We start from the raw sequence: 17,440 nt of genomic DNA on the forward strand, positions 1-17,440 counted from the left end.
CGTTATTCATCTTAAATGACGTAGAACGGGCAAAAATGGAAGACACCGAGATAATCGGTGTTTTCTACGGTTTCTTGGTGTTGATAAGATATGTAATGACACCCTCATGATGCGTTATATATTCTAAATCAAAGATTGTTCCGGCCCTTAACTCATTGCTCCATGACTCTGTCAGTCGTAATCGTACTCTTGAGCTCTGATGATCGATGTTGACAGTCTCGGCCGCATGGAAATCTTTGTATTCGCCACATTCATCATAGAGAGCTTTAAACAGGCTCTCTTTTGCTGAAAAAATGATGGTAATATCTTTTCTTGGGGTCCGTGAATCATTCTCAATTTTTGTTTTTTCTCTGTCACACATGATGATATCAATCACGCTTTTTATGGTGCTGACGTCAATCCATGGCTCATAATCTATGCCAATCCTGTGAACGTATTGAGCGCGAGCCATGGCGACAATGGCATAGCTATTTGCATGTGTAATTGAGCCTAGGGTATGCGATGGCCACATCGGATTCCGGTGCCGGCCTGTACCAACAGGTTCTGGAGATAATCCCAGTAAGTACTGGGCCAGGCGAGAGGCGATGCGGCCGGCCAAATATTCGCTCTTTCTTTGCGCAACAGAATTCATGATGTCTTTTTTTAAAGGGATATTGTTATCAAGGAACAATGACTCATGAAATTGTTTGGCGTCGAACTTACAAAAAACCCACTGGACATGTTCTGTTGGCGAAGGCCTGTTTATATAGATACTTTTTATGAAGGCCTCCTCTTGTAGAAATAACTCGTGCCATTGAATCACTCTATACCTCAGTTGTGATATGTCTATATCTTGTCTAACTTAGTATATTCCATTGGGCTCATATAGGGCTATGATCCTTTGGTGTCGAACAACAGCGTTATTAACATGCCAGGGTATGGAAAAGAGATTAAATAACGACTCGCCTGAGGGGAGGGCAGGCAGGTGCTCTCTTCCTGATTTATCCATGGCATCTAGAGTAAATCAAACGCTTTTAATATAAAAAACGCCCCAGGTCGGGGCGCTTTATCGATATGGTCTGTCAATATGACTCATCCAAAAAGGAAGCGTCTATTTCTGCTCCATGATCACCTGAAGCAGATCCCCTTCCAGCAGAGCTCGTTTCACCAGTGCAACGCCGCCCATGGTGGGCTGATTCTGAAAACGCGCCTTTACGATGGGTAATCCCCGGTGAAAACTCGGCAGCGATTGATGCTCGACACAGCGGCGGATGGCGGGCATGAGCACCTCTTCGGCCGCGGTGATCTCACCGGCCAGCAGGACCTTCTGCGGGTTGAAGAGGTTGACCGTGATGGCGATGGCTCGTCCCAGGTGCTCACCCACGTGTTCAAGGACGCTGCGAGCCAGTTCATCACCAGCCAAGGCTGCCTTGCACACCTCGTCGATGGTGATGTGTTTCTCCTGCAGACGGCTGTGATGACCACGACTGATGAGCTCCTTGACCCGATCGAGGATGGCCTCGTTGGAAGCAATGGTCTCGAGGCAACCGAAGTTACCGCAATGGCAGCGCTTGCCCAGTGGCTCGACCTGGATATGGCCGATCTCGCCCACGTTGCGGTTCTGGCCGAGGAACACCTGACCCTTGGTGATGATCCCCGAACCCGTTCCCTGGTGTACGCTCACCAGAATGGAGTCCATGCAATCGCGTGATTCGCCGAAGAAATGTTCGGCCAGCGCCAGGCAGCGGGTGTCGTTACCCACATAGCTGGGCAGGTTGAAGTGGTTCTCCAGCAGCTTCGCCAGCGGCAGATTGCGGATCTGGTATTTGGGCGTGTAGATGACCATGCCGGTCTCAGGGTTGACCAGACCGGGCATGGTCAAGGCGATCGCAATCAACTGGCGATAGCGCTCTCGATTCTGATCGATGAAAGCTCCGATCTCGCGCAGCAGCAGCTCGACCACGGGTTGCTGATCGATCTCATTGACCTCGGTGATATGGTGATCCAGGGTCTTGCCGTCGAGATCATACAAGGAGAGATGCAGATAGCCTCGTCCCAGCTTGGCCGAGACGAAGTTGAAGCGGTTTTTGATGGTGGTCAGGGAGATGGCGCGGCGCCCCCCTGTCGATGCCTGGGGAGCGCTCTCCTTGATCAGCCCGTGCTCGATGAGCTGACGGGTGATCTTGGTGACACTGGCGGGGGCCAATTGGCTTAGCTCAGCAATCTTGACCCGGGAGATGGGGCCTTGCTGATCGATCAGCCGGTATACGGCCGCACTGTTGACCTGCTTGATGAGGTCTACGTTTGCTATTTGTCCACCAGTCATTGTGTCGTGCTTATTGGTTGTAGTGTCCGTTAACCACTGTCGCGAGGACCTTGAAATCCTCTGTGAAGACAGTGAGGTTGGCTATCTTTCCGACCTGGATACTACCGAGACGAGAGTCCCATCCAATGGCGCGGGCAGGATAGAGTGTGGCCATACGCAGGGCCTCATCCAGGGGCAATCCTACCTGCGTGACCAGATTTTCCACGCCCTCAATCATGGTGAGCGCAGAGCCGCCGAGTGTACCATTCTCGTCGATGCATTGACCATCGCGGTAATACACGGTTGCCCCACAAAAATCGAACTGATCAAAGCCTTGCGGCGCACCGGCTGCGGCAGTCGCGTCAGTCACCAGCACCAGGCGCTCACCCAGCATCTTGTGGGCCAGGCGCACGTTGGCGTAGTGCACATGGTAGCCATCGACGATGATGCCGGCGTAAACGTCGTCTCTGTCGTAGATGGCCCCTACTACGCCTGGCTCGCGGCCGTTGATGGTCGGGGTCATGGCATTGTAGAGGTGGGTGGCGAAGCGGATCCCGCTTTCGAATCCCTCCATTGCCTGGTCATAGCCAGCTGCGGTGTGCCCGGCAGAGACCAGGATGCCGGCATCGACCAGGCGGCGGATGTGGGCCGGGTCATTGCGCTCAGGCGCCAGCGTAATCTTGGCGATGACGTCGTGATTGGCGCAGAAGAAGTCGATCATCGTCTCGGCCGGCAAGCGAATCTGATCTGCTGGATGAATGCCTTTGCGCTTGACGTTGGTATAGGGGCCCTCAAGGTGGACACCCAGTACCTCGTTGGGACGAGAGGCCATGTATTCACGAGTAACCGCCACCGCTTGCTTCATGTCTTCGTCGGGGCTGGTAATCAGGGTCGGCAGAAAGCTGGTTGTGCCCGATTTCAGGTTGGCCGCTTGCATGATGGCCAGGGTTTCCACCGAGATGGCGCCATTGAACATGACGCCGCCACAGCCGTTGAGCTGCACATCGATGAAACCGGCGCTAAGGTTGGCCCCCTGCAAGTCATGCCGGGTGATACCGGCCGGGATCTCACGCTCGTCCACGATGGCGGCGATCTTGTCTCCATCGATGAGCAGCGCACGGCCGGTGAGGATTGCCTCACCGGTGTAGAGGGTGCAGTTGTGCAGTGCGTACATGGGTTCTCCTTAGAGGCGGGTGATATTGGCCGCTTCCAGCTCCTGGAAGTAGCGCACCGTCTTGACCTTGAGCTCCATGGTGGAGGGTTCGTCACACACGACGATGCCCTTCGGGTGAAGTTGCAGGGTGGAGATGGTCCACATGTGGTTGACGCTCCCCTCGACCGCGGCCTGTAGCGCCAGCGCCTTGCCGTGGCCGGTCACCAGGATCATGATCTCTTCGGCATCCATCAGGGTACCGACTCCGACGGTCAGAGCCAACTTGGGCACCTGATTCATATCACCGCCGAAGAAACGGGAGTTGGCGATACGGGTATCCTCGGTCAGGGTCTTGACCCGGGTGCGAGAGGAGAGGGAAGAGGCGGGCTCGTTGAAGGCGATATGGCCGTCATTGCCCACGCCGCCCATGAAGAGGTGGATCTTGCCGTAGGACTTGATCTTCGCCTCGTAGCGCTGGCACTCGGCAATCGGGTCGGCGGCATTGCCGTTGAGGATGTTGATGTTCTCGCGGCGGATGTCGATGTGGTTGAAGAAGTTGTTGTACATGAAGCTGTGATAGCTCTCCGGATGATCCTCCGGCAGACCTATGTATTCGTCCATGTTGAAGGTGACCACGTGCTCGAAGCTGACTTCGCCCGCCTTGTGCAGCTCGATCAGCCGCTTGTAGGTGGAAAGCGGAGTGCCGCCGGTGGGCAGGCCCAGTACGAAGGGGCGCTCGCTGGTTGGCTTGAACGCATTGATGCGATCCACTATGTAGCGGGCGGACCAGAGCCCTACTTGGCTGGCGGACTTCAACGGAATCAGGCGCATGACATACCTCTATATTGATGCTCTCTACCTGGAGAAGCAGGGTGTATCTTAAAGTTGTTTCATAGCGTAAATAAAGATTCCGATCCGTGCCACACAATTCGCAGTGCCGCATCTCATTTGGGTGATTTGGATCACGATTGCCGGTTTATTAATTTGCAGGGCGAAATAAAAGCCATAGACTGCAAATCAAGCCATACAGGCTTATGTCGCTGAGGCATCAAGCACTTATTTTGAAACTGAAATCACTAAGGAGAGGGAGCCGTGAACATTCTCGGTTATTTGCAAAAGATCGGCCGCGCGCTGATGGTACCGGTAGCGGTACTGCCTGCCGCCGCGATTCTGATGGGCGTAGGATACTGGATTGACCCGAACGGTTGGGGTGGTGGCAGCCCACTGGCCGCCTTCCTCATCAAGGCAGGGTCGGCACTGATCGACAACATGTCCACCTTGTTTGCCGTCGGCGTTGCCTATGGCATGTCCAAAGACAAAGACGGCTCTGCCGCCCTGGCGGGTCTGGTCGGCTTCCTGGTGCTGACTACTCTGTTGAGCCCTGCCGTTGTCTCCATGATTAAAGGCATTCCGCTTGACGCAGTCCCGGCGGCATTCAAGAAGATCAACAACCAGTTCGTCGGCATCCTGTGTGGTGTGATCGCGGCTGAGCTGTACAATCGTTTCAGCACGGTAGAGCTACACAAGGCACTGGCGTTCTTCTCTGGTCGTCGTTTGGTCCCGATTGTGACCTCTGTGGTGATGATCGTGGTCTCTTTCGTCATGATGATCATTTGGCCGCTGGTGTACGGTGGTCTGGTGAACTTCGGTGAGTCCATTGTGAGCCTCGGCTCCACCGGCGCCGGCATCTACGCCTTCTTCAACCGTCTGCTGATCCCGATCGGCCTGCACCATGCCCTGAACTCCGTGTTCTGGTTTGACGTAGCCGGTATCAACGACATCCCGAACTTCCTGGGTGGCCAATCCTCCCTGGATGCCGGTAAGGCCGTGCTCGGTGTGACCGGTATGTACCAGGCTGGTTTCTTCCCCATCATGATGTTCGGTCTGCCGGGTGCCGCTCTGGCCATCTATCACTCCGCCAAGAAAGAGAACAAGGACAAGGTTGCCTCCATCATGATCGCAGCCGCCTTTGCCTCCTTCTTCACCGGTGTGACCGAGCCGCTCGAGTTCTCCTTCATGTTCGTGGCGCCGGTACTCTATGGCATCCATGCGCTGCTGAGTGGTGTGTCCGTGTTCATCGCCTCTTCCATGCACTGGATGGCGGGCTTCGGTTTCAGTGCGGGTCTGGTTGACCTGGTGCTCTCCAGCCGTAACCCGCTGGCGACCAACTGGTACATGCTGATCCCGCAGGGTCTGGTGTTCTTCGGCCTCTACTACGTGGTGTTCCGCGCCGTCATCGTCAAGTTCAACCTGAAGACTCCGGGTCGTGAGGATGAGGAAGCAGTTCCGGCTCAGGCCCAGGCTACCGACCGTACCGAGCTGGCCAAGCAGTACCTGGAAGTGTTGGGTGGTCATGACAACCTGGTCACCGTCGACGCCTGCATCACCCGCCTGCGTCTGACCCTGAAGGATCGCAGCATCGTTGACGAGCGTAAGCTCAAGGCCCTCGGTGCCGCCGGTGTGGTCAAGCTGGGTGAGCAAAACCTGCAGGTGATTCTGGGCCCTCTGGCCGAGATCATCGCCGGTGAGATGAAAGCCCTTCGTTAAGTCTAAGTCCATTGTTGACATCAATAAGCGCCCCGCCTTCGGGCGGGGCCGCACAAAACAAAAAACGCCAAGAACAACCTTTACTTCCAAACCAAGAGCAGCAGCTATGAACCTGAAACTACCCCTCCTGGCAGTGGCTATGTCCGCCGCCCTGGCCGGTTGTGCCGGTCAAACCTCCTCCGCCTCCAATCAAGCCGTCGTCGACACCCTGGCCGGAAATCTGGTGGTGAAATACGAAGTGGTGACCAACGATGGTCCCGGCGCCGGCATCGATTGCCAAGCGCTCGGCTCAGAGTGGGCCAGCTGCGGCATCGCCAAGCTGCACCTGACCAACCAGGGCGCCGCCGTCGACAGCAAAAACTGGGAGCTCTATATCCATTCCATCCGCCGTCTGCAGCGGGTCGACAGCGACCAGTTCAAGCTGACCTTCGTGACCGGTGACCTCTACAAGCTGGAGCCGACCGAGAAGTTCCAGGGCTTCGCCCAGGGGCAGACGGTCGAGGTGCCCATGGTGGTCGAATACTGGATGCTGTTTGAATCGGACGTGATGCCTAACTGGTATGTCTCTGCCGAAGGTGCCCAGCCCAAGGTGCTTGCCAGCATGAGTAACATCGACGATGCCAGCACCTACCAAAAACCGATGCCGGCCGACGGTTGGAAGCGCACCAAGGATGACAAGAACATCCTGATGAACGCCCAGACGCGGTATGAGGCGAACGTGACCAGCAGCCTGCTGCCGGCAGGCAAGATCGATAACCAGATCCTGCCGACCCCGATGAAGCAGGTTGTGAAAGCCGGACCGCAGGTCGATCTCTCCAGCATCAAGCTCAACGTCCTGGATCTGCCGACCGATCGTGCCGAAGCCCTCAAGGCTGAACTGACTCGCCTGGGTGTCACCCTCTCCGACACCGGCTACCCGGTCACCGTCAAGGTGGGCGGCAGCAAGGTCAAGCAGGCCGAAGGCTATGACATGAACATCGGTCGTCAGGGTACCCTGATCCGTGGCAGCGACGTGAACGGTGCCTTCTGGGGGGCCCAGTCTCTACTCTCCCTGCTGGGGGTGGACGACAAGCTGGTCTCCCCGATGAGCGTCGAGGATGCGCCGCGCTTTGAGTACCGTGGCATGCAGACCGACGTGGCTCGCTACTTCCGCAGCCTGGAAACCATGAAGAAGCTGGTTGATCAGATGTCAGCCATGAAGCTCAACAAGCTGCACCTGGGCCTCACCAACGATGAAGGCTGGCGTCTCGAGATCCCCGGGTTGCCCGAGTTGACCGACGTGGGCAGCAAGCGTTGCCACGATGTCACCGAGACCCAGTGCCTGTTGCCGCAGCTCGGCTCCGGCCCGACCAGCGATAACATGGGTTCCGGTTTCTATAGCAAGGCCGATTACATCGAGCTGGTGCGTTATGCCCAGGCGCGCGGTGTGACCGTGATCCCCGAGATCAACATGCCGGCCCACGCCCGCGCCGCCGTCGTCTCGATGGAGGCTCGTTACAAGCGCCTGATGAGCGAGGGCAAAGAGGCTGAGGCCAACCAGTTCCGCCTGACTGACCCGCAAGACACCTCCAATGTCACCTCGGTGCAGTTCTACGACAAGATGTCCTTCATCAATCCGTGTCAGCCTGGCGCCGCCACCTTCGTGGCCAAGGTGATGGATGAGGTTGCCCAGATGCACCAGGCCGCCGGTCAGCCCCTGACCGCCTGGCACTACGGTGGTGACGAGGCGAAGAACATCATGCTGGGTGGAGGTTATCAAGACCCGGCCGTCACCAAGGCGGAAGAACAGGTGGGCTGGCGCGGCAATACCGACTGGAGCAAGCAGGACAAGCCCTTTGGCAAGTCTCCCCAGTGCCAGAAGATGATCGACGAGGGCAAGATCAAGGAAGTGGGTGAGCTGCCTGTCTATTTCGCTAAGGAAGTGAGCGAGATGGTCAAGGGGCACGGCTTCTCCACGCTGCAAGCCTGGGAAGATGGCCTGAAATACGCCAAGAACGCCGGCGAGTTCGCCACCGACAAGACCCGTGTCAACTTCTGGGAGACCCTCTACTGGGGTGGCTTCAACGAGGCGATGAGATGGGCTCATAACGGTTACGAAGTGGTGCTCTCCAACCCGGACTACCTCTACTTCGACTTCCCGAACGAGGTTCATCCGGCCGAGCGCGGCTACTACTGGGCCACCCGCTTCAACGACACCCGCAAGGTGTTTTCCTTCGCCCCGGAAAACCTGCCGCAGAACGCCGAAACCTCGGTGGACCGCGATGGCAACGCCTTCGTGGCCAAGGGGGAGCATGATCCGGTCAAGTTCAAGGGGATCTCCGGCCAGCAGTGGAGTGAGACTGTCCGTACCGACGCTCAGTATGAGTACATGGTCTATCCGCGCATCTTCTCCATGGCCGAGCGCGCCTGGCACAAGGGCGGTTTCGAGCTCGATTACGTGAAGGGCCGTGAGTTCTCCGGCGAGACCAAGCACGTCAACAAGGCCACCCTCAACAAGGAATGGAACCAGTTTGCCAACGTGCTGGGTCAGCGTGTTCTGCCCAAGCTGGATAAGGCCGGTGTCGAGTACCGTCTCTCGGTACCCGGTGGCAAGGTGGTCAATGGCGCTCTGGAAGCCAACGTCGACCTGCCGGGTCTGACCATCGAGTTCAGCACCGATGGCCAGAGCTGGAGCCGCTATGACGCCGGCAACAAGCCGATGGTCTCCGGCACCGTCTACCTGCGTACCGTCAGCTTCGATGGCAAGCGCGTAAGCCGTGTTACCGAGGTGAACGGCTAACCGTTCCCGGGAGGGCCTCTGGCCCTCCCTCCTTGACCAAGGGTTCACCCGAGCCCTTGGCAAAGGGGGATAGGGAGTTATCCGCCGACCGTGTGTGTTGTGCTTGTATTTTCTCCATTGGGTTGCCCCGCCACGTGCGGGGCTTTTTTTGGGCCACATCGGCTCACTCTGATGCCAAATAGCGGTTGAGCGCGAGCCGTGAATGGTGGATCATTATCGGCTTGATGTCGGGTATGCAGCTGGCCGTCGGCCACCATCCCGCGATGTACGACTTTTGAGGTGAGCCCCATGACTTCGGCTAGCAGCCCAACCAACTTTATCCGCCAAATCATCGACGAGGATCTGGCCAGCGGTAAGCACGACCGCGTGCATACCCGTTTCCCGCCGGAGCCGAACGGTTATCTCCATATCGGTCATGCCAAGTCCATCTGCCTGAACTTCGGCATTGCCCGTGACTATCAGGGCAAGTGCAACCTGCGCTTCGACGACACCAACCCGGTGAAAGAAGACATCGAGTATGTCGAGTCCATCAAGCGCGACGTGCAGTGGCTGGGGTTCCAGTGGGATGGCGAGGTGTGCTACTCCTCCGACTATTTCGACAAGCTGCATGGCTACGCCGTTGAGCTGATCGAGAAGGGGCTGGCCTATGTGGATGAGCTCACCCCCGAGCAGATGCGTGAGTACCGTGGCACCCTGACCGAGCCGGGCAAGAACAGCCCGTTCCGTGACCGCTCCGTAGCAGAGAACCTGGCCCTGTTTGCCAAGATGAAGGAGGGTGGTTTCGCCGAAGGCGCCGCCTGTCTGCGTGCCAAGATCGACATGGCGTCTCCCTTCATGGTGATGCGTGATCCTGTGATCTATCGCATCAAGTTTGCCCATCATCACCAGACCGGTGACAAGTGGTGCATCTACCCGATGTACGACTTCACCCACTGCATCTCGGATGCCCTGGAGGGGATCACCCACTCCATCTGTACTCTGGAGTTCCAGGACAACCGTCGCCTGTATGACTGGGTGCTGGACAACATCACCATCGAGTGCCACCCGCGTCAGTACGAGTTCTCTCGTCTGAACCTCGAGTACACCGTCATGTCCAAGCGCAAGCTGAACCTGTTGGTGACCGAGCAGCACGTGGACGGTTGGGATGATCCGCGCATGCTGACCGTGTCCGGTCTGCGTCGTCGTGGCTACACCCCGGCCTCCATCCGCGAGTTCTGCAAGCGCATCGGGGTGACCAAGCAGGACAACATCGTCGAGATGGGTATGCTGGAAGCCTGTATTCGCGATGATCTCAACGAGAACGCCCCGCGTGCGATGGCGGTACTCAACCCGGTCAAGGTGGTGATCGAGAACCTGAATCACGACGAGACCCTGAGCGCCCCCAACCATCCGAACAAGCCGGAGATGGGTACCCGTGAGCTGCACTTTGGCCGCGAGATCTACATCGACGAAGCGGACTTCCGTGAAGAGGCCAACAAGCAGTTCAAGCGTCTGGTGCTGGGTAAAGAAGTGCGTCTGCGCAACGCCTATGTCATCAAGGCAGAGCGGGTCGAGAAGGATGCCGATGGCAAGATCACCTGCATCTATTGTACCTACGATGCCGACACCCTGGGTAAGGATCCGGCCGATGGCCGCAAGGTGAAGGGGGTGATCCACTGGGTCAGCGCCACCACTTCCCTGCCGGCCGAGGTGCGTCTCTACGACCGTCTGTTCAAGGTGCCGAACCCGGGCGCGGAGGATGACTTCGAGGCGACCCTCAACCCGGATTCGCTGGTCATCATCTCTGGTGCCCGCGTCGAGGCTTCCCTCAAGGATGCCCAAGCCGAGCAAGCCTTCCAGTTCGAGCGCGAAGGCTACTTCTGCGCCGACAACAAGCTCTCCGGCCCGGCACTCCTGGTGTTCAACCGCACCGTTGCCCTGCGCGACTCCTGGGGTAAGGTCGAGGGCTAATCGCCTTCACCCAGGCATGAAAAAGGCGGGGTGACCCGCCTTTTTGTTACCCGGCTTTTGCCCATGAAAAAGCCAGCACGTCAGGCTGGCTCTTCTCACGCTCGCGACAATTACTCTTCGTCGCCGTGACCGCAGGTGCCATCGGCGCAGTGGCCGTACAGATAGAGGCTGTGGTTGGTCAGGCGGATGTTGTGCTTCTTGGCGATCTCGGTCTGGCGCAGCTCGATGACGTCGTCGGAGAACTCGATGACTTTGCCGCAGTCGAGGCAGACCAGGTGGTCGTGGTGCTCCTGGCTCGCCAGCTCGAACACCGACTTGCCGCCCTCGAAGTGGTGGCGAGTGACGATACCGGCATCATCAAACTGGTTGAGGACGCGATACACGGTGGCAAGACCGATCTCTTCGCCCTGATCGATCAGGCGCTTGTAGAGATCTTCGGCACTGGTATGGTGGCACTCCGGCTGTTGCAGGATTTCCAGGATCTTGACGCGGGGCAAGGTGATCTTGAGCCCGGCCTTCTTCAACGCTTGGTTATTGTCAGCCATAGTACTAGTTGTTCGCATTCTCTGTGGTGAGAGTATTCTGATGGAGTACCACCGGAATGGCAACCTCGAACTGCCCTGTCAGGTCACGATAAGTGGTGGATCCAAGGGAAAATAAACCCGATATTTCAATGGTTTTTACCAGTCATCGACGGCATCGAGAGGGGGGATTGGCCCTTGTGGCGCCAAAAGATGTTGATATGATGTAAAACCCGTTCTGGTCGGATGAGATCCCATGAAGTGGCTGTTTAAACGTGCCTGGTGTGTGCGCTGGGCGCTCAACCTCTGGCCCCCTTTTCGGGGCGCCGGCATCAAAATTGAGACCCTGAGTGAGGATTACCGCTATTGTCGGGTCACGCTCAAGTCACGCTGGTCTACCCTCAATGCCAACCGCACCCAGTTTGGGGGCAGCATGTTTGCGATGACCGATCCCATCTATCCGCTGATGCTGATGGGCTATTTCAGGAACCACTACTTCGTGTGGGACAAGTCAGGGGATATCGACTACATCAAGCCGGGTAAGGGGCCTCTGGTGGCGGAGTTTCACTTGAGTGACGGCACGCTCGACGAGATAGCCAGGAGGACAGCGGGAGGAGAGAAGTATTTCCCCGAGTTCACCGTCTCTATCCAGGATGGCAAGGGAGAGGTGGTCGCCAAGGTGCGGCGTACCCTCTATGTTCGCAAGCGCCCCGAGCACAGGTGAAGCCCGAATAACCCGAAAAGAAGAGCCCCGCAGTGCGGGGCTCTTGCATGAGTCGTGTGGTGGGATCAGGCCAGGCTGCCCCACAGATCGTACTCGTCGGCGTGCTCTATCTTGACCCGGACAATGTCGCCCGGTTTGAGAGCCGTCTCGCCGTTGAGGTAGACCATGCCATCGATCTCGGGGGCGTCGGCAAAGGAGCGCCCGGTGGCGCCCTCTTCATCCACCTCGTCGATGATCACGCTCATCTCCTGGCCGACCTTGTTGGCCAGCTTACGGATGGACACCTGCTGCTGCAGCTCCATGAAGCGCTGGAAGCGCTCCTCTTTGACCTCTTCCGGGACGGGGTCGGCCAGTTCGTTGGCCTTGGCCCCTTCCACCGGGCTGTACTTGAAGCAGCCAACCCGATCCAGCTCTGCGGCGGCGATAAAGTCGAGCAGCATCTGGAAATCTTCTTCCGTCTCGCCCGGAAAACCGACGATGAAGGTGGAACGCAGGGTGATCTCGGGACAGATCTCGCGCCACTTCTGGATCCGCTCCAGAGTCCGTTCGACGCTGCCCGGGCGCTTCATCAGCTTGAGGATACGCGGGCTGGCGTGCTGAAGCGGGATGTCGAGATAAGGCAGCACCTTGCCATCGCGCATCAGGGGGATGACGTCATCCACGTGCGGGTAGGGGTAGACATAGTGCAGGCGTACCCACATGCCGAGTTTGGCCAGCTCTTCGCACAGGGCGACCATGCTGGTCTTGACCGGCATGCCGTCATAGAAACCGGTGCGATGCTTGACATCGACCCCGTAGGCGGAGGTGTCTTGAGAGATGACCAGGATCTCCTTCACGCCGGCCTCTTTGAGGCGCTTGGCCTCGGCGAGGACCTCCCCGATCGGGCGGCTGACCAGATCCCCGCGCATGGAGGGGATGATGCAGAAGGTGCAGCGATGGTTGCAGCCTTCGGAGATCTTCAGGTAGGCGTAGTGGCGCGGGGTGAGTTTAACCCCGTGGGCCGGTACCAGGCTGGTGAAGGGGTTGTGCTCGGGCTTGGGTACATAGGTGTGAACGTGGCCCAGCACCTCTTCGTAAGCGTGGGGACCGGTGATCTCCAGTACCTTGGGGTGGACCTCGCGGATCTGGTTCTCTTTGGCGCCCAGACAGCCGGTCACGATCACCTTGCCATTTTCGGAGAGGGCCTCGCCGATGGCCTCGAGGGATTCCTGTACGGCGCTGTCGATAAAGCCGCAGGTGTTGACCACCACCAGCTCGGCATCGTCATAGCTGGGGACCACATCGTACCCTTCGGTACGCAACTGGGTCAGGATACGCTCAGAATCGACCAGGTTCTTCGGGCAGCCGAGGCTGACGAAACCGATCCGCGGGTTGGACATGCTCACTCCAAAACTTGAATATTGTTTGTACAGGTCGCCGGAAAAAGGCGCGTAAGTTTATATCAAAAGCGAGACGTGATCGAGCGTCCCATGACCCCGCTGGGCGCAGGGACAAATCGCGGGTATCAGGCGTTCGGGTGACATGAGGGTGGATGGTAGTGTAACTTGGCACTCTGATTGCATCTGGGTATGCAGCGTCAATCATTTGTCTGGGGATCATCATGGATATCAATGCCACCAACCTGCTGCAGGAGATGCAGTCGCTGAGGGTCGAGGCCGGCAACGGTTTGATGACTCAACCCCGTCAGAATGTCTCTTCCGATTTTGGCCTGCTACTGCGCCAGGCTCTCGAGAACGTTAACGAGTTGCAGAGCCAGTCTAACGATCTGAGAACCCGTTTCGACAGCGGCGATCGCTCCATCGATCTCTCTGATGTGATGATCGCCGGTCAGAAATCCTCTATCGCCTTCGACGCGACCGTGCAGGTTCGCAACAAGGTGGTTGAGGCTTACAAGACCATCATGAATATGCCGGTGTAAGGATCTAAAACGTGGCTACCGAACAAAACGGCGATCTGTTGCTGCAAGGGGATGCGGGCACGCTGGATGAGAACGAGCAGAAGAGCTCTCCCATCGGCAGCATCCTCTCCAACAGCGATATCCTGCGTCAGATCACTCTGATCCTGGCGCTGGCCATTTGTCTGGCCATCGCCGTCTTCATCCTGTTGTGGGGCAAAGAGCCGGATATGCGTCCGCTCGGCACCTTCACCACAGAGCAGCTGGTCAAGACCCTGGATTACCTCGACCAACAGAAGATCCCCTATCAGGTCGAGGGGAAGTCAGTCCTGATCAATGCCGAGAAGTATCAGGAAATTCGTCTTCAGCTGACTCGCGCGGGACTCACTGCTGCTGAGGAGGGGGTCGGACGGGGTGAAGATATTCTGCTCAACGATAACACCTTCGGGATCAGCCAACGGATGGAAGGTGAGCGTCTCAAGCTCAGCCGCGAACGTCAGCTGGCCAGCGCCATCGAGCAGTTTCAGAGCGTGGCCAAGGCCCAGGTGCTGCTCGCCATCCCCAAAGACAACGTGTTTGCCCGCAACGAGCGCAAACCCAGTGCCACCGTGGTATTAAGCCTCAAGAGTGCGGCCCTAGATCAGGGGACGGTGGACTCTATCGTCGACATGGTGGCCTCTGCCGTACACGGGCTCGAGCCGACCCGGGTCACGGTGACCGATCAGAATGGCCGTTTGTTAAACTCTGGCTCCCAGGATCCTATTGCTGCCCAGACGCGCCGCGAGTTTGCCATGCAGCAGAAGCAGGAGCTCGAATACAAGCAGAAGATCGACGCCATCCTCATCCCTGTGCTCGGTGCCGATAATTACACCGCCGAGGTGGATCTCGCCCTTGACTTCACCCAGCAGGAGCAAACCCGCAAGACCTTCAACCCGGATCTGCCGGCGGTGCGCTCCGAGATGACCATGGAGGAGAACAGCGCCAATGGCCAGAGCCAGGGTATCCCGGGGGCGCTGACCAATCAGCCGCCGGCCAACGCCAACATCCCCGAGCAGGCAACCGGCGCCAATGCCGCCAATAGCAGTTCGGGTCGCTCGCGCAAAGAGGCGACCCGCAACTACGAGCTCGACACCACGGTGAGTCATACCCGTCGCCAGATGGGCGGGATCCGCCGCATGACGGTGTCGGTAGCGGTCGACTACAAGACCCTGCCCGGAACCGAAGGCCAGGTGACCCGCGAGCCGCGTACCCAGGCCGAGATCGACACCCTGCGTCGGGTGTTGGGCGCGGGCCTTGGTTTTGATGTGACCCGTGGCGATACGCTGGAGGTGGTCACCATTCCCTTTAACCGCCCCGAGCTCGAGAGTGTTGCCGAGCCTCCGGTGTACGAACAGCCCTGGTTCTGGCGCGCTGTACGCATCGCAGCCTCTGTGCTTATCATCATCGTCCTCATCGTGACCATAGTGAGGCCCATGCTCAAGCGTCTGCTCTACCCGGATGCGAAGCCAGAGCATGAACTGGACTTCGATAACCATGCGGTGTTGGGCGGTGATGACGAGTTGAGCCTGCTGGCGGCCCAGGCCGAGAGCGAGCCTGTGTTTGGTTTGCGCGATGGCCAGCTCAAGCTGCCGGATCTGCATCGTGACGAAGACTTGCTCAAGGCCGTGCGTGCCTTGGTGGCTAATGAACCCGACCTGGCCGCCCAGGTCATTAAGGAGTGGGTAACCAAAGATGCCTGATAACAATACCCAGGTGACGGGCAACGACATCACGGAGGCCCAGCGTCAGATCCTTGACAGTATGAGCGGCATGGAGATGGCCGCCGTGCTGATGCTGAGCCTCAATGAGGAGGATGCCGCCCAGATCTTCCGTCACCTCGAGCCCAAGCAGGTACAGCGGCTCGGTATGTCGATGGCCTCCATGTCCGACTTCAGTCACGATCGGGTGGCGGCGGTGCACCGCCAGTTTATCGATGACATTCAGAAGTACACCAACATAGGTATCGGCAGCGAAGACTTCGTGCGCAAGGCCCTGGTGGCGGCGCTGGGTGAGGACAAGGCAAGCAACCTGGTTGACCAGATCATCCTCGGCTCCGGCGCTCGCGGCCTCGATTCGCTCAAGTGGATGGATGCCCGTCAGGTGGCCAGCATCATCCAAAACGAGCACCCGCAGATCCAGACCATAGTGCTCTCCTACCTCGAGCCCGAGCAGTCGGCCGAGATCTTGAGTCAGTTCCCCGAGCAGGTGCGTCTCGATCTGGTGATGCGTATCGCCAACCTCGAAGAGGTACAGCCGGCGGCACTGCAAGAGCTTAACGACATCATGGAGAAACAGTTCGCCGGTGCGGCCGGTGCCCAGGCGGCCAAGATGGGTGGCCTGAAGGCGGCGGCGAACATCATGAACTACCTCGACACCAACGTAGAGGGACAGCTGATGGACTCCATCCGCGATGCGGACGAGGAGATGAGCCAGCAGATCCAGGATCTGATGTTTGTGTTCGAAAACCTGATCGATGTGGACGATCGCGGCATTCAGACCCTGCTGCGAGAAGTGCCCGGCGACTTGCTGCAGCGTGCCCTCAAGGGCTCTGATGATCAGCTGCGTGACAAGATTTTCAAGAACATGTCCAAGCGGGCCGCAGAGATGCTGGCCGACGATCTGGAGGCGATGGGGCCGATCCGCGTCTCCGAAGTCGAGACGGCGCAAAAGGAGATCCTCTCCATTGCGCGGCGTCTGGCCGATGCCGGCGAGCTCATGCTGGGCTCGGGTGGCGGCGACGAGTTCCTCTAATCCATGAGCGATCGCAAGCTAAGAGGCTACCTGCGCCCGGAGCAGGATTCCGTCGAGGTACAAGACTGGGGTTGGCCCGAGATGGAGGTTGAGCAGTCCATCGAACGCAACGCGCTTGGGCTGGCGCCAGATTGGTATCAGCAGGCGGTCCCACAGCCAGAAGTGGAGCCCGAGCCCGAGCCTGCGCCCACCCTCACTGCCGAGGAGCTCGAGGCGATCCGCCAGGCTGCCTGGGAAGAGGGGATGAGCGAGGGGCGCGAGGCCGGTTTTGCCCAGGGTCTTGAAGAGGGCAAGCTGGAAGGGCTGCAAAAGGGCCACGAGGCGGGTTTCTCCCAGGGGCGTGAAGAGGGGTTGGCCATGGGGCGTGAGGTGGTCGAGCAGGCGATCGCCCACTGGCAGCAGCTCGCCACGCGCCTGGCCACCCCCCTCGGCGAGATGGACGAACAGGTTGAAGAGCAGTTGGTGAGCCTCGCCATGCAGCTGGCCAGGGCACTGATCAAGCACGAGGTCGAGACCTCGCCGCGGCTGTTGCTCGCGGCCCTCAAGGAGGGGCTGGCTCAGCTCCCCGTCGCCGAGGAGGGCGTCACCATGATGCTGCACCCGGACGATGTGGAGCGGATCCAGAGTGCGTTTGGTGCCGAGGAGTGTGCCAAGCGTGGCTGGCGTCTCGAGGCTGATCCCACCCTGGAGCCGGGCGACCTGCAATTGGCGACTCGCTTGTCGAGTATCGACATGCAGCTTGAGGCCCGCATCAACCAGCTACTTCGCAATTTCCTGCGCGACAATCAGGAGTCGTGA

General features: G+C 58.4%; 14 protein-coding genes. 8 read left to right on the forward strand and 6 right to left on the reverse strand.

What is annotated here, in order from left to right; all coding sequences use genetic code 11:
* Positions 1–64: 64 nt before the first annotated feature.
* From BN1121_RS19475 to nagB, 4 genes are all read right to left on the reverse strand, one after another.
* Entirely contained in the window at positions 65–802 is a 738-nt protein-coding gene (locus tag BN1121_RS19475) for a 4'-phosphopantetheinyl transferase family protein (protein ID WP_005356625.1), read from the reverse strand.
* A gap of 288 nt (positions 803–1,090) precedes the next feature.
* Complete coding sequence (gene nagC, locus BN1121_RS11645; protein WP_005356623.1) at positions 1,091–2,305, reverse strand: DNA-binding transcriptional regulator NagC; 1,215 nt, start codon at positions 2,303–2,305, stop codon at positions 1,091–1,093.
* Between the two features lie 10 nt (positions 2,306–2,315).
* A complete protein-coding gene (gene nagA, locus BN1121_RS11650; RefSeq protein WP_005356617.1) occupies positions 2,316–3,458 on the reverse strand; it encodes an N-acetylglucosamine-6-phosphate deacetylase in 1,143 nt (380 codons plus the stop codon).
* A 9-nt stretch (positions 3,459–3,467) separates the two neighbouring features.
* Entirely contained in the window at positions 3,468–4,268 is an 801-nt protein-coding gene (nagB, locus tag BN1121_RS11655; RefSeq protein ID WP_005356611.1) for a glucosamine-6-phosphate deaminase, read from the reverse strand.
* Positions 4,269–4,529: 261 nt separating this feature from the next.
* Between nagB and nagE the strand changes: the two genes are divergently transcribed.
* From nagE to glnS, 3 genes are all read left to right on the forward strand, one after another.
* Positions 4,530–5,984 (forward strand): N-acetylglucosamine-specific PTS transporter subunit IIBC, encoded by a 1,455-nt coding sequence (gene nagE, locus BN1121_RS11660; RefSeq protein WP_005356608.1) that lies wholly within the window; start codon positions 4,530–4,532, stop codon positions 5,982–5,984.
* 106 nt (positions 5,985–6,090) lie between these two features.
* Entirely contained in the window at positions 6,091–8,763 is a 2,673-nt protein-coding gene (locus BN1121_RS11665) for a beta-N-acetylhexosaminidase (RefSeq protein WP_005356605.1), read from the forward strand.
* A gap of 288 nt (positions 8,764–9,051) precedes the next feature.
* A complete protein-coding gene (gene glnS, locus BN1121_RS11670; RefSeq protein ID WP_043597821.1) occupies positions 9,052–10,713 on the forward strand; it encodes a glutamine--tRNA ligase in 1,662 nt (553 codons plus the stop codon).
* A 110-nt stretch (positions 10,714–10,823) separates the two neighbouring features.
* On the opposite strand, the gene fur is transcribed toward glnS, so the two are convergent.
* Positions 10,824–11,258, reverse strand: coding sequence for a ferric iron uptake transcriptional regulator (gene fur, locus BN1121_RS11675; protein WP_005356590.1), 435 nt, complete (start codon positions 11,256–11,258; stop codon positions 10,824–10,826).
* A 232-nt stretch (positions 11,259–11,490) separates the two neighbouring features.
* Here fur and BN1121_RS11680 point away from each other — a divergent pair, with 232 nt between their 5' ends.
* A complete protein-coding gene (locus tag BN1121_RS11680) occupies positions 11,491–11,958 on the forward strand; it encodes a DUF4442 domain-containing protein (RefSeq protein WP_005356582.1) in 468 nt (155 codons plus the stop codon).
* Positions 11,959–12,023: 65 nt separating this feature from the next.
* On the opposite strand, the gene rimO is transcribed toward BN1121_RS11680, so the two are convergent.
* Positions 12,024–13,337: a 30S ribosomal protein S12 methylthiotransferase RimO gene (rimO, locus tag BN1121_RS11685; RefSeq protein WP_005356579.1), complete on the reverse strand. Its 1,314-nt coding sequence runs from the start codon at positions 13,335–13,337 to the stop codon at positions 12,024–12,026.
* Positions 13,338–13,558: 221 nt separating this feature from the next.
* Here rimO and fliE point away from each other — a divergent pair, with 221 nt between their 5' ends.
* From fliE to fliH, 4 genes are read left to right on the forward strand one after another with little or no spacing between them, the layout of a single operon-like run.
* Positions 13,559–13,876 carry a flagellar hook-basal body complex protein FliE gene (fliE, locus tag BN1121_RS11690; protein ID WP_005356576.1) on the forward strand — a complete coding sequence of 106 codons (318 nt, stop codon included), beginning with the start codon at positions 13,559–13,561 and terminating at the stop codon, positions 13,874–13,876.
* A gap of 11 nt (positions 13,877–13,887) precedes the next feature.
* Positions 13,888–15,591 carry a flagellar basal-body MS-ring/collar protein FliF gene (gene fliF / locus BN1121_RS11695; protein WP_005356574.1) on the forward strand — a complete coding sequence of 568 codons (1,704 nt, stop codon included), beginning with the start codon at positions 13,888–13,890 and terminating at the stop codon, positions 15,589–15,591.
* A complete protein-coding gene (gene fliG / locus BN1121_RS11700; RefSeq protein WP_005356571.1) occupies positions 15,584–16,642 on the forward strand; it encodes a flagellar motor switch protein FliG in 1,059 nt (352 codons plus the stop codon). The genes fliF and fliG overlap by 8 nt, the downstream gene beginning before the upstream one ends.
* A gap of 3 nt (positions 16,643–16,645) precedes the next feature.
* Positions 16,646–17,440: a flagellar assembly protein FliH gene (fliH, locus tag BN1121_RS11705; RefSeq protein ID WP_005356568.1), complete on the forward strand. Its 795-nt coding sequence runs from the start codon at positions 16,646–16,648 to the stop codon at positions 17,438–17,440.

The organism is Aeromonas diversa CDC 2478-85 (genome assembly GCF_000819805.1).
Lineage (GTDB): Bacteria > Pseudomonadota > Gammaproteobacteria > Enterobacterales > Aeromonadaceae > Aeromonas > Aeromonas diversa.